Annotated in this window: 6 protein-coding genes and 1 pseudogene; all 7 read left to right on the top strand. The window is 55.1% G+C overall.

Translation table 11 applies throughout. The annotated features are described in order from the left end of the window. Positions 1 to 284 precede the first annotated feature (284 nt). Positions 285 to 1,526, top strand: a complete 1,242-nt coding sequence (gene wecC, locus ACJROR_RS07795; RefSeq protein ID WP_406546633.1) for a UDP-N-acetyl-D-mannosamine dehydrogenase — start codon at positions 285 to 287, stop codon at positions 1,524 to 1,526. Between the two features lie 179 nt (positions 1,527 to 1,705). Then, positions 1,706 to 9,664, top strand: coding sequence for an SDR family NAD(P)-dependent oxidoreductase (locus ACJROR_RS07790; protein WP_406546632.1), 7,959 nt, complete (start codon positions 1,706 to 1,708; stop codon positions 9,662 to 9,664). A 45-nt stretch (positions 9,665 to 9,709) separates the two neighbouring features. Next, the gene (locus ACJROR_RS07785; protein ID WP_406546631.1) at positions 9,710 to 11,086 is read left to right on the top strand and encodes an aminotransferase class I/II-fold pyridoxal phosphate-dependent enzyme; all 1,377 of its coding nucleotides are present in this window, start codon (positions 9,710 to 9,712) and stop codon (positions 11,084 to 11,086) included. Between the two features lie 49 nt (positions 11,087 to 11,135). After that, the gene (locus ACJROR_RS07780; protein ID WP_406546630.1) at positions 11,136 to 12,371 is read left to right on the top strand and encodes a polysaccharide biosynthesis/export family protein; all 1,236 of its coding nucleotides are present in this window, start codon (positions 11,136 to 11,138) and stop codon (positions 12,369 to 12,371) included. A 15-nt stretch (positions 12,372 to 12,386) separates the two neighbouring features. Next, on the top strand, positions 12,387 to 13,166 hold the full coding sequence (locus tag ACJROR_RS07775; RefSeq protein ID WP_406546629.1) for an ABC transporter permease: 780 nt from the start codon (positions 12,387 to 12,389) through the stop codon (positions 13,164 to 13,166). Then, entirely contained in the window at positions 13,163 to 13,825 is a 663-nt protein-coding gene (locus ACJROR_RS07770) for an ABC transporter ATP-binding protein (protein WP_406546628.1), read from the top strand. Before ACJROR_RS07775 ends, ACJROR_RS07770 begins: the two co-directional genes overlap by 4 nt. After that, positions 13,822 to 14,494 (top strand): annotated as a pseudogene (locus tag ACJROR_RS07765) (hypothetical protein); the annotation flags it as partial. The gene ACJROR_RS07770 and the pseudogene ACJROR_RS07765, both read left to right, overlap by 4 nt.

Raw genomic sequence — 14,494 nt, 5'->3', positions numbered from 1 at the left:
TTTGCACACTTATGGTGAGTTTTGGCTGAAGGAGGGACTGCTTTCCGGAAATTCCATTCTGACTGTCTGCAGGAGGAATTCTAAATGAGATCCCGCTCAAATATCCATGCAATCTGCGATAGTATGGTAAAATGCTTTTGGTTTTGGGAACATTCAGATTCCTTCTTGAAGTTTCGGGAGATCTTCCTGATGTTTTCCGGAACCAAGGCAGAAAATACTACAACAGGGCACAGAGCTTTCTGCTTGGTCTTAATGTGCCGGTTATGGATTTAGGAAAGTAGACAGTGAAACTCTGTATTTGCGGACTTGGCTATATCGGTTTGCCCACGGCGGCAATGTTTGCCAGAAACGGTGTTTCAGTTCACGGTGTTGAGATCAATCAGCATGCCATAGACACCATCAATCAGGGTAAAATTCACATTGTGGAACCCGGGCTCGGCGAGGTGGTTCATAAGGCTGTTTCCGACGGTCTTCTTGTGGCCGCAAACCAGCCCTGCGAGGCTGATGCTTTTATTATCTGCGTTCCTACCCCCTTTACCGGTGATAATCATGAACCGGATCTCAGCTTTGTGGATGCCGCCACCGGGGAAATCGCTCCCTTCATCAGAAAGGGGAATACTGTCATTCTGGAATCCACCTCTCCTGTGGGCACCACGGAAAGAGTAGCGGAGATTCTGCAGAAAAACTGTCCGGATCTCAAGATCGCCCGGGAGGATTCCGAGTACTGCGATGTCTATGTAGCCTACTGCCCGGAAAGAGTGCTCCCCGGCAAAATAATGTCCGAGCTGGTTGACAATGATCGTATCGTGGGCGGTATTAATCAAGTTTCTGCCCGCAAGGCCGCTGACATTTACGGCATCTTTGTGAAGGGCGAACTCCTTCTCACCAACGCCAGAACCGGCGAAATGTCCAAGCTCACCGAGAATGCCTTCCGGGATGTCAACATTGCCTTTGCCAACGAGCTTTCCCTTATCTGCGACCGGCTTCATATTGATGTGTGGGAGCTTATTTCCCTGGCTAACCACCACCCCCGTGTTAATATCCTCAATCCCGGTCCCGGTGTGGGCGGGCACTGCATCGCCGTGGATCCCTGGTTTATTGTGAGCAAAACTCCGGATCTGGCCAGAATAATCGAAACTGCCCGCAAGGTAAACGATCATAAGCCGGAATGGGTGAAGGAGCAGGTACGGGAAGCTGTGGCAGGATCCGCCCGCAAGGATTCTCTGATCGCCTGTCTCGGGCTGGCCTTTAAGCCGGATATCGATGACCTCCGGGAAAGTCCGGCGGTGCGTATAGCCCGGGATCTCGCCCGGGAGTTTCCGGGGCGGGTTATTGCCGCGGAACCCCATATCGCTGAGCTTCCGGCCGTCCTGAGCAAATCCGGGGTGCGGCTTACGGACATTGCGGAGGCTCTCAAGGCAGATGTGGTGCTTCTTCTGGTGGATCACCGGGAGTTCCGGGCCATTAAGCCGGAGTTTGCTCCGGAGCAGACACTTATTGACACCCGCGGGCTTTGGAAAAGCTGATCCCGCAGGGCGGACGGGCGACAGGCAGGGAGAAATGCCTGCCGTCTTTGCCGCCTTATTTTTTGACCGTTAACTTTTGATATCTTGAGGCCGGGATGAATTTAAAGCTTCCGGCATTGGTTTTTAAGGTAATCAGGATCAAGCGGGGTGCCCCGCTTGACAGGGATTCTATCTCAGCTATGAATGAAAAGATTATTGACAAAGAAGCGACTTCCGCAAATGATGATATCGCCATTGTCGGTATGGCGTTTCGCTTTCCCGGAAAAGCCGTCGACGAAGCCTCCTTCTGGCGCCTTCTGGTGCAGGGGCAGTGCGGTGTTACCGAGATCCCGGCATCAAGATGGCCCGTTGATCTTTATCAGGATGCGGTAAAGGGCGCACCGGGCCGCAGCATTACCTTTAAGGCCGGAGTTATCAATGATATTCTGAACTTCGAGCCGGCATTCTTTGCCATCTCCCCCCGGGAGGCCGAATGGATGGATCCCCAGCAAAGACTTCTGTTGAAACTGGTTTACGAGTGCTTCGAGGATGCCGGAATCCCCCCGGAGAAAATGCGCGGTCAGAAGTGCGGCGTGTTTACCGGGATGTCCGCCTGGGATTACCTGATGAAATCTGTTCCGGATCCGGAGTCTGTGTCTCCCTATACCATGACCGGCAATACCGGCTGCATAGCCTCTAACAGAATTTCCTATTTTTATGATCTTGAGGGCCCGTCGTTTTCATTAGATACCGCCTGCTCCTCAGGCATGACCGCCATTCATGAGGCCTGCGAGTCCATAAGAAGAGGGGAATCCTCTTCAGCGCTTGCCGCCGGCGTGCATCTCTTTTTGCAGCCCCATCCCTTTATCGGCTTCAGCAAGGCCTCCATGCTGTCCCCTAACGGCAGATGCCTGCCCTTTGATGATCGGGGAGACGGCTATGTCCGTTCCGAAGGAGCTGCGGTTATTTTCCTTAAAAAACTTTCCGATGCTGTGAAGGACGGGGATCGGATTCATGCGGTGATCCGGGCTACCGGCATCAATGTCGACGGTGCCAGAAAGAAGGGCCTTACTGTACCATCGGCGCAGGGGCAGGCCGATCTTATGAGAGAGGTGCTTAACAAGGCCGGCATTGCTCCCGGGGATCTGGATTTCGTGGAGGCCCACGGTACTGGCACCCCAGTGGGGGATCCCATTGAAGCTGACTCCATCTCTCAGGTTTACGGCCTCAGCCATGAAGGTCCGCTTCCCATCACCTCCGTTAAAGCCAATGTGGGCCATCTGGAGCCGGTTTCCGGTTTTGCAGGGCTTATCAAGGCGGTACTGGCATTAAAGCGCCGCTTTATCCCCCGGATCCCTTTCGCTTACGAGCCCAGTTCCCATATTGACTTTGCTGCTCTAAATATCTTCTGTCCCGCAAACGGTCTTGCCCTGACTCCCCGGGAGAGCGGCGCCCCTTTAATGGCTTCCGTGAATTCCTTCGGTTTCGGGGGAGCGAATGCCCATGTGATTCTGTCCGAGGCTCCCCGGGAGCTTGCCAGGCCGCTCCCTGAAGTTCTGAGAGCGCCGCAGGATTCTGTTTCCGGAAAGGCTGTAAATGGCCTCCCGGCAAACCTTCCTCCCCTCAGCCTGCCGCCCCTTATCCTCACCGCATTTTCCCGGGAATCCCTGAAGTCCCTGGCTCTTTCCTGGGCTGATTTTATGAAGTCCTTCCCCGGTGATACCGCTCTCCGGGATTATCTCAATGCCTGCCACGGCGTGATTACCCGCCGGGAAGCGATGAACGTGAGACTCATGGTTCAGGGCAGTTCGGTGTCAGAGGTCCGGGACAGTCTTATCATGTTTGCCGAAGGACTGGATCTTCCCAATGCTCTTACCTGCGACACCGGAGATAAAAAGTGCCGCAAAACCGCCTTTGTGCTCAGCGGCAACGGATCCCAGTATGCCGGCATGGGACTCAGTCTTTATAAGGATAATCTGCTATTCAGGAGAACGGCGGACAAGGTTTCAGAACTGGCAGAGCCGCTTCTGGGCTATGCCATCAGCGATTATCTCTCCGGCAAAACCCCGATGGATGAAGCCGTCATTCTTGATGCCAGCGTCTCCCAGCCCTTAATTTTTGCCGTGGAGGCCGGCATTCTGGAGATCCTCAGGGAAAACGGCTTCGTTCCTGACGGGGTTGTTGGACACAGCATGGGGGAAATCACGGGTTCCTATGCCGCCGGAAAGCTCTCTCTTCACGATGCCGTAAAAACCATCGCGGTACGAAGCATTCTCCAGAATAAAACCCGGGGCATGGGCGGCATGGCGGCGGCCTCTCTGTCTCCGGATGAGTTTGCGGAAGCGGCGGAGCTTCTTTCCGTTAAGAACGAGATTTCCATTGCGGCGGTGAACTCTTCCGCCAATATCACTGTAACCGGTTCCCATGACGGCCTTGCTAAGCTTCAGGACTATTGCTCGAAGCACCGGGTGTTTTTCAAGAAGCTTCGGGTGGATTATCCCTTCCACAGCAGCGTCATGGATCTCATTAAGAATGATATTGAGGAAGAGCTCCGGGATATCACCCCGCTTAAGAGCGCCACGGAGTTTTATTCTTCGGTTACCGGTGATCTTTATGACGCTCCTCTGAATTCCGTTTACTGGGGCCGCAATGTCCGGGAAGCGGTGCTGTTCGGAAAGGCCATGACCGCCATGCTGGAAAACGGATATGACTGCTTTATTGAAATTGCCCCGACTCCGGTGCTGCAGCGCTACCTCCGGGAGAATGTCAGGGAAGCCGGCAAGGCAAACGCAGTCAGGATTTCTTCAGCGCTGCTGCAGGGGCTTGACGGGAGTTCCCGCATGGAGACATTTCTCATGGAGAATTCCCTTTACCAGGGGGCGGCATTCTGGGAGAACCGGTTCCGGAAGCAGGTTAACGATATCAGTAACCGCATTAACGGCAGCGAGAACGGCGCCGGATGGAGCTATGAACCGGAATTTATTTCCCTTCCTCACTATAAGTGGACTGAAAAGCCGTATGAGGTTAAGCCCACCGCCGAGAGAGATCCGGTGAAATTCCGCGCTCATCCTCTTTCGGGCTGGCGTCTCAATACCGCGGATCCGGTTTTTGAAAATATTCTGGAACCCCATAAGAGCTCTCTTTTAAGCTCCCACATGGTGGACGGCGAGTGCGTGTTTGCTGCAGCCTCGTTTATTGAAACCGCTCTGGAAGCTCATGCGGAGATTTATAACGAAGACATTGTCACCCTTGAGTATCTGGATATCAGAAGCTCGCTCGTGTTTGAGCCGGAGACCTGCCGCGTTATGGAGCTTGCCGCGGTCAGGGAAACCGGCCTCTTTACCGTAAAGAGCCGGGAATATGCCAGAAGCGAGGCCTGGACGCTCCACGCCGGGGGCCGTCTGGTGTCCGGTCTTCCGCTTCCGGATCTGTCTCCCCGCGCGGTTTCGGGAGAGGAAGCCGCTAAGCTTCAAGACCAGACTGATATCAAAGCCAGCTCCCATGATGAGGTCTATGACATTGCCCGCAGTATGGGCCTGGATTACGGGCCCGAGTTCAGTCTGATTGCCGAGGCGGCGCCGGATCCGGAGACTGCCTCCCTGACAGTTAAGCTCGTGTCCGCCATCCCGGGCCGGGAAAAGTATATTGTTCCCCCGGGGGTCATGGATGCCGCTCTTCAGGCTCTTCTGGTAACGGGAAGGGCGGATGCCGCCGGAAGACTTTACCTCCCGGTGAGCTTCGGCCGAATCTCCTTCAGAAGAGGGCAGGATGTTGCTGAGATTAAGGTGATCCCCGGAGCCGGTTCCTCCCGGAGCATTTCCGCGGACTTTGTGTTCCGGAATGCTGCAGGTGAAACCGTGGGAGTTATCAAAGGGGCGGAGTTAAGAGCCTTCCCCAGAAAGCAGCAGGCTGTCTCCGGAGAAAACCGGGTGCCGTTATGGCGCATGGCGCTTCGGGAGGCTCCTTCGGGAAGCCGCCCGGCAGTATTCGGTCAGAATATGGATTTTGCGGAAATCACTGCTTCCGAAAGCACGGGAGACATTTCCGGCCGCTCCCGCTGGTATCAGGAGCGTTATCCGGTGCTGGAAGCTCTCACCATGATCTATGCTCTTAAGGCGGTTACTTCTGAGGGCCTTCCCCCGGAAGCAGTTCAGAACCATCCTCTGGGGCGTTACCTTGTGTCTGTTCTCAGCGAAAGAGGACTTATTGACTCAGAGGGGCGGATCACCCCGGCGGGAGAAAGTCTTAAGGGGGAGAACACCGCCGTCTATGAACAGAATCTGATTTCCGGGGACGGGTTTTCCTTAAAGCCGCTCCTGGGAGCCTTCAGAACCGCTTCCTCTATTAAAACCCTGCTTGCTGCTGATGGCGCAGGAGAGGGAACAGACGGATTCTCCGGAACGGCCGGCGAGCGGGGTATTTTTGCCCTGTTTTCCGAAACTGAGACTCCGGAGGATATCCGGGGGGAGCAGGATCTTTTAAAGCTTATGGCAGATTACCTGTTCCGGAAGTACCAGGAAAACCAGGCCTCTCAGGGCGGCAACGCGAATACTTCTCCCGTGGTACGGGTTCTTGAGATCGGTTCCGGTTCTGAAACCCTGGTGTCCTTCCTGGAGCAGGCGATGAGAAGCCTGTTCGGAGACTGTCTCATGCTGGTCAAGGCCGCTTTTGGAAGCGGCGCAGCCGGAAATGCCCGGATGCCCTGCTTTGATGTCGCAGACGGTTCCTTCCGCTATGACAGGATGAACCCGGAAATTCCTCCGGCCTATGATCTTATCGTGCTGAGACGGGGGCTTTCCGGCAGCGGCACTGGATTTATGGGAGCGCTCCGGGGTCTCAAGGCTTTGTTAGCTCCGGAAGGCATCCTGGCTGCTCTGGAGCGGTATCCGGTATTCTATGCGGACATGGTTTCCGGCCGCAGCAGAAGCTGGTGGCAGTACCGCGAAGGGCGGCCGGTATCGCCTCTTAAGTCGCCGGCTTACTGGGAACAGGCGCTTTCGGAAGCCGGTTATGAAAATATAGCCACGGCCCGGGATCCCGCCGCCGGAGATCTGGCCGCCGGTTCTTATCTGACTTTGGCTTCCCGGGGATCCTTGCCGGACGCCAGTGACCTCGAGACTTCTGAAAGCGAGGCTCCCGAAACCCCGGCAGCAAATGAAACCGCAAAGGGCTTTATCCATCTGGCGCTCCCCTGGGCTGATGCCAGAATGGCGCAGGATCTCGAAAGCTCCGCCGGCTTTAAGCTGTTAAGCTCTTTAAGCGCGGTAAGCGGCTTTGAGATGGATATTCTGGATAATGGCTTTAAGGATAAGCTTCCGGGGACGCTGGGAGGCCGGGAGAACCCCGGTGTTCATAAATATGTGTTCCTGACTCCCGCCGGAATCAGGGCTCTTTGTCCGGAGCTTGCCTGCGCCGGGGATTACGTTCTTCCCGGAGTTCTGGCGGATCTCACGGCGCTGGCAGAGCAGCTGGCGTCCTTCGGCAAGGGCCGCGGGGACAGCTTAAAGCTTCTTGTCGTTACCCAGACCGCTGAGGATGCTTCCGGAGACCGCGGGGTGTTCGGTCTCGCCCGGGTTATTAAAAACGAGCTTCCGGGGCTTTCCGTAAGCAGCATTATGCTGGATGGCGTCTTGAGTCCCGATCTTGGCGATGCCATTTTTGCAGGACTTTGCCAGGAAATTCTGGAGGACTCGTCTCTGGACGAAATCGTGCTCCGGGAAAGCGGCCGTTATAGGCTGTCACTGGAGGAAGAGCTTTTGGAGCAGGAGCTTCCGGTTAAAGATAACGTCTGTCCGGAAGAGCAGGACGGTTCCCCGGCCTCCTCTGACAATGAAGACGCCGCTCCCGCTTCCTCTCCGGCCGAATGCCGCTATCTGGACTTTTCCGAAGCGGGCCGACTTAAGAATCTTATCTGGAAAACCAAAAAGCTCGGCGCTTTGGGCCCCCGGGATCTTCGGGTGCGGGTAGCCGCCTCCGGCCTTAATTTCCGCGATGTCATGATGACCATGGGACTGGTGCCGGACGAGGTGCTCCGGAAGGGCTTTTCCGGACCCTATCTCGGATTGGAGTTTGCCGGCTCCGTTATGGAAACCGGTAGCGCGGTCACGGAATTCCGGCCGGGAGATCGGGTGTTCGGTCTCGGTTCTGCCACCCTGGCGGAGACGGTTGATGTTCCCGTGTATGCAGTCAGCGCTCTCCCGGAACACTGGTCCTTTGGAGAAGGCGCGGGAGTTCCCGTGGTGTTCTTCACCGCCTGGTATGCTCTTAATACTCTGGCGGCTCTGGAAAAGGGCGAACGGCTTCTGGTGCACGGCGCCGCCGGGGGCGTGGGCATTGCCGCCATCCAGATCGCCCGCTATCTCGGCCTTGAGGTCTATGCCACTGCCGGCTCACCTGAAAAGCGGGACTTCCTCCGGCTTATGGGGGTAACTCATATCTATAATTCCCGTTCTCTGAATTTCCATGACGAGGTTTTGCGGGACACTGCCGGCGAAGGCGTAGATGCGGTGCTTAACTGTCTTTCCGGTGAGGCCATGAAGCAGAGTCTCGGCATTCTCCGGCCTTTCGGCAGGTTTATTGAGCTGGGGAAGAGAGATTTTGTGGAAAACACCGGCATCGGAATCCGGCCCCTCCGGGAGAATATCAGCTACTTTGCCGTGGATGTGGATCAGCTCTTCAGCTTCCGTCCCGACAAGGCCCGGAGAATTATGGCGGAGCTCGGGGAGTTCTTCCGGGCTCAGGATTCCGGATCCCCTGTGATGAGACCTTTGCCCTACACTGTATTTCTGGCCTCGGGAGTTATTGATGCCTTTAAGTTGATGCAGCAGGGCGGGCATATCGGGAAGATCGTGATTTCCATGGAGGACTTCCGGAAGAATGAGCTTCTTTCCCAGGATATGAATAAGTCTGGAACCGCTCCAGAGAACTGCGCTCTTCCGGAAGGTCTGGTACCCCGGGAGCTCTTTACCGGAGAAAGCTCCTGGCTTATTACCGGCGGTACCCGGGGCTTCGGCCTGGAGACCGCCTGCTTCCTGGCTTCTCAGGGCGCGGGCCGGCTGATTCTGGTATCCCGGAGCGGGAAAACGGCTCCGGAGGATGAAGGCCGGATTCAGGAGATCCGGGATCAGGGCGCGGAGGTTCTGGTAAGAGCCTGCAATGTGGCGGATCGGGAAGAGGTGCACTCTCTTATTTCCGATCTCCGGGGGCAGGGCATTAGGCTTACCGGCATTATTCATGCGGCCGCCGTGTTCCGGGATGCCTTCCTTAAGGATATGAACCGGGAGAGCTATGCTGCGGTGTCCGATCCCAAGTATCAGGGCGCTCTTAATCTGCATCTGGAAACATTGGACGATAAACAGCTTCTCTTTGTGATGTATTCCTCCGTTTCCGTGGCCCTGGGCAACATCGGCCAGGCCAATTATGTGGCTGCCAATGCCGCTCTGGAGGGACTCTGCGCCGCGAGAATCAGATCCGGACTTCATGCCGCCTGCACGGAATGGGGCCCCATCGGAGACGCCGGCTATCTCACCGCCAATACCGGGGTGATGCAGTCTCTGGAGCGGAGCGGAGGCGCCATGCCGCTGAAGTCCCGGGATGCTCTGGCCCGGCTTCCGGAGATCATCAGAGCCGGGGGTGTCCATACCGTGGCCGCCATGGATTGGAGACGCGCGGCGGGGAGTCTTGAAGCTGTACCGGCCCGGCTTCATGCCCAGTCTCTCCGAATATCTGATACAATGGCAGACCGGAATTCCGGATCCGGCCTTCGGGAACAGATCCTGGGACTTCCTCAGGACGAGGCCGTGAAGCTCGTTATTGAGGTGCTTACCGCCGAGGTCGCTGAAACCATGGGGCTTTCCCCCGAGGATATCGGAGCTGACCGGAATCTTCATGAGCTGGGACTGGATTCTCTGATGGCCATGGATCTGGTGGCCGGTCTGGAAAAGAAGCTGGGCATCAGAATGTCCGTGATGATGTTCCAGGACAAGCCGGCGGTAAGAACTCTGGCCGGGCGTATTTACGGCAAGATCACCGGAGCCGGCGACGGCGCTGATGGGTCAGATTCTGCCGGGGGAGCTTTGGATTCCATGGCAAATCTCCATCTTACGGCTCAGGACAAGGCGGTGATGAGAGAGCGGAATGCCGGAAGGGCGCCGAAATAGTTTTTTTAGGATCAGGAAAGGGTGCATACAGGAAAGAGAGCATAAATGACAGACAGCAAAAATTCCGCATCTGGCGGCGGCCTTTCCGGCCTTTTGTCTCTCGCCAGCAGCATAAAGGCTGAGAAAGCCAAGGAGACCTTCTCCGGCGGAACTCCGGGAACGTTTGCAGAAAAGGATCTGATAACCCCCCGGGATGCGGTGGATCCGGCTTATCTGGATTTTCGGCGCCATCCCCTCTTGGAGAATATTCTGGCGGCCCGTTCCTTTGCCACTGCCTGCGGGATCCGGGTGCCGTATTTTCAGGAAATGGGGATCACCGATGGCGATCGGGTTATCATCGGCGACCGGGAATACATTAACTATTCCAGCTACAATTATCTGGGACTGAACCGCCATCCTCTTATTTCCCGCAATGTTTATGAAGCGGCTAAGCTGTACGGTTCATCCGTGGGAGCCAGCAGAGTGGTGGCCGGGGAACGCACCTTTCACCGGGATCTGGAAAAGAAGCTGGCCGCTCTTTACGATGCTCCTGACGCTCTGGCGTTTGTCAGCGGCCATGCCACCAATGTCAGCGTTATCAGCACCCTGTTCGGGAAGGGGGATCTCATCCTTTACGATGCCCTCTCGCATAACAGCATCATTGAGGGGGTAAAGCTTTCGGGAGCGCAGTATTTTCCGTATGCCCATAACAGCATGACGGCGCTCCGGCAGCTTCTGGACAAGAACCGCAGCCGCTATAAAAGAACGCTTATTGTGACCGAGGGCCTCTTCAGCATGGACGGGGACATTGCGGATCTGCCGGAGCTTATCAGGATCAAGAAGCATTACGGCTGCTTTCTCATGATCGATGAGGCGCATTCTCTGGGCGTGCTGGGAAAGTGCGGTCGGGGGCTCTACGAGTACTGGGAATGCGATCCCGCCGACACCGATATCTGGATGGGCACCCTCAGCAAAACCCTGGCGGGCTGCGGCGGCTATATTGCGGCCCGGCAGGATATCACAGATATTCTTCGTTGTTATGCTCCGGGCTTTGTTTACAGCGTGGGGCTATCCCCGGTGGTGGCCGCGGCGGTGATGACCGCTCTCGATCTCATGACGGCGGAACCGGAGCGCGTCGCTCGGGTGCAGCATAATTCCGCCTGCTTTCTGGAGCTTTTAAAGAGCGCTGGCATTAATACCGGACATGCTCTGGGATATGCGGTGATCCCTGTGATCACTAGAAGCTCCCGGATTGCGGCGCTTATGTCAGAGGATCTTTTTAAAGAAGGGGTTTCGGTGCATCCTATTATCCATCCGGCGGTGCCGGATCAGGAGGCCCGGCTCAGATTCTTCATTACCGCCGATCACACTGATGCGGATCTGGAGCGGACGGCTGAGTTTCTTAAAAGGCTGTGCCGGAAGTACCGGCTGATTCCGGACTGAGAGCCTGGCGGAATAACAAAAAATATTTAGGTATTGCTGGTATTGTTAAATGCTGATGTTTAAAAGGAAAGTTTTCAGATTTGTCCCTCTTATGCTGGCTCTGGCCGGATTGTGCCCCTTTACGGGCTGCGTTATGCCTCATGGCGGTCCCTCATATGGCTCCGTAGTTGCAGCAGAGGATCAGGGAAAGTATGAAGCCCCGGTGCCTCTGGTTCGGGTTAATGCCCGCACCGGCAGCATTCTGGAGAGCATCGGGAAACCCGGATCATTTCATGAAACCTTCGGCAATGTCGGATACGGCAATTACCGAGTTACTCAGGGAGACACTCTGGACATCTACATCTGGGAAAGCGCTCCGGCTCTGCTTTTCGGGGCCAGCGATCTCTCGGTGTCCGATCTCTCCGTGAAATCAGAAAAGCTCCCTACCCAGATTGTGGAAAACGACGGCATGATCACAGTACCCTTCGTGGGCCGAATTTCCGTCAAAGGCAAAACCGTGCGGGAAATCGAGGATAAGATTTTACGGGCGTTGGCCCCCAAGGCCAACAATCCCCAAGTGCTGGTGCACATTCCTTCCCGAACCGGCGAAGAGGTTACTGTACTGGGGGATTTCAAAAACTCCAAAAACATTCCCCTTTCCGTAAAAAGAGAACGGGTGCTGGATGCAGTGGCTCTGGCCGGAGGTGTAACGGAAAACTACAACAAGGTCATGCTGAAACTGACCCGCAATAATGTAACCGTTGACATGCCGCTGAGCTCCATTATTGAAAATGCTCAGGAAAACGTCACTCTGGCTCCCGGAGATGTGCTGGTGGCCGCCTTCAAGCCCTGGTCATTTATGGTTATGGGCGCGGCCGGCAAAACTCAGGAGTTGGGCCTGGAGGCTACCGGGGCCACTCTGGTGCAGGCCCTGTCCCGGGCCGGAGGCTTAAATGACGATCGCGCCAATTCATCGGGAGTTTTTGTGTTCCGTTTTGAGGATCGGGAGAACTGGGAAAAGCTTTATGCGGAGATCGGACAGGATCCTGCGGTGAAGACTCCGGGCTCTCCGGCATCAGGAAGCGGTCTATATGAAAATGCGGACAAGGTGCCGGTGGTATATCAGATCGACTTCGGGCGGCCGGACAGCTTTTTTGCGGCTCAGAAATTTCGGGTTAAGGACGGAGACGTGATTTATATTGCCACGGCATCCGGCTACGAAATTCAGAAGTTCTTAAAGCTTATCGGCACCATCGTGAACCCGGCCCTGTCCTGGGGTAATTCCATTACCAATCTGACAAACTAGGAAGCGATTGACCTCATGAGTTCCCCTTTTAGAAAAACGCTGACAGTCTGGAAGGCCATTTTTTTAAAGGATGCCCTGAGCCGGTTTTTCGGGAGCAGGGCGGCTTGGGTATGGCTGCTTCTGGAGCCCTCCATTCATGTGGTATTTATCGCTGTCATTTTCACCATTATAAACAGTAAAACTATGCAGGGTGTAGCGGTGCAGCCCTGGCTGGCTGTGGGGATGCTGGCTTTTTTTGTATTCAGAAGAACAGCAGTGCAGGTCTTGCACTCCATTGACTGCAGTAAGCCTTTCTTTGCCTTCCGGGAGGTGCGGCCCTTTGATGCCGCCCTGTGCCGGGGCGGGGTGGAGGCCTTTTACATGTTCTTTGTTTTCTTTATTATTGGGGGAGTATTAGCGGCGGCCGGCTTCAATATGTTTCCGGATAATCTGATTACGTGCGTTCTGGCATATTTCGGACTTTGGTTTCTGGGATTAGGTTATGGGCTTATTTCCTCGGTTTCCATGCGCCTGGTGCCGGACAGCGGCTTTATTCTGCAGTTGCTGATGATGCCCATGTATATCATTTCCGGAGTAATGATGCCCATAGCGATTATTCCGGAGCCGTACCGGGGGCTTCTTTTAATTAATCCGGCGCTGCATGGGGTGGAGGCTATGCGCATCGGCTTCTGGGGCGAGTTATATCATCAGACTGAAGATATCAGTGTGGCATATCTTTATGCCTGGGCTCTCGTGCTGGTGGTTATTGGCATGGCCCTTTATCAGGCTCTGGAAACCAGGCTAGTGAGACAATGATAATATTAAAGGATATCTATAAAAGATACACCTCCCGGCAGGGGGTGGGCGACTGGGTCTTAAAGGGCATCAGTCTGGTGATCCCCAAAAACCGCAGCGTGGGCATTATCGGCGGCAACGGCGCCGGCAAATCCACCCTACTCAGAATAATCTGCGGTGCGGACTATGCCTCCTATGGCACTGTGGAACGCCGCTGCCGGGTGTCTTGGCCTATGGGAAACGGCGGGGTGGAGCCTACCATGACCGGCCGACAGAATGCCAAGTTTATCTGCCGGGCGCAGGGCTTTGAGGATGAAATGCCGGAAAGAATCCGCCGCATTGAGGATTTTGCGGACATCGGAACAGCCTTTGACAAGCCGGTAAATACCTATTCCTCCGGTATGAGATCCCGCCTCCAGTTTGCCCTGTCCCTGGCCTTTGATTTTGATGTCTATGTCTCGGATGAGGTGACCTCCGCCGGCGATGCCGCCTTCAGAGATAAAGCGGCTAAGGCTTTTAAGGACTTAGCCGGCAGATCCAGCATCATTATGGTGGCCCATAATGATGCTACGCTGAAAACCTTCTGCGAGTCCGGGATCTTTCTTTACAAGGGAAAGGCCACCTGGTATGACAAAATCGACGATGCACTGAAAGCTTACAAGGAAACAATAAAGAAATGACAGAGAAAGCAGCGCCGGCGGCAGCCCCGGCAGCCAATCCTCAGCCTGAGATCAATACAGCTACCATGAAAATGCTGGGGCAGACCACCAGGATTGTTAACAGGGTGTTTAAGATTATTAATATTCTGACGGTGATTCTGGGGATTCTGCTGAGCAGCTACTGGGCCTATGCTTCCGGGCGCTATGTTTCCGAAGTGGTGTTTTTTGTGCAGAACACTGATACGGCCGGAGCTGGGAATACCGGGGACATTCTCAGTATGTTCAGCGGCAATGCCGGCAATAAAACTGATCAGCTGGTGCTCCGGGAGTATCTGATGTCGGTAGATATGCTGAAGAAGGCTGATAAAAAGCTTCATCTCCGGGAGCACTACAGCGATCCCAAAAATGACTTTTTCTCCAGAATGTGGTTTAAGAGCATTGAGACCGAATGGTTCTACAAGTACTTCCTGAACCGGGTCAGTGTTAACTATGACGAGTTTAGCGGAGTGGTACGGCTTCGGGCTGAAGCCTTTGATTCGGAAACCGCCTATAAGCTCGCTTCCTTTCTGGTCAGCGAAGGCGAATCCTTTATGAACCGGGTCAGTCATGAAATCGCCAATGAGCAGGTGGTATTTCTGGAAAAGCAGGTGGATCTGGCCCGTCAGGAGCTCCTTAAGGCCAATCAGAATC

Source organism: Succinimonas sp. (genome assembly GCF_045225735.1).
GTDB lineage: Bacteria > Pseudomonadota > Gammaproteobacteria > Enterobacterales > Succinivibrionaceae > Succinimonas.
This window is presented reverse-complemented; position numbering and strand designations above follow the sequence as displayed.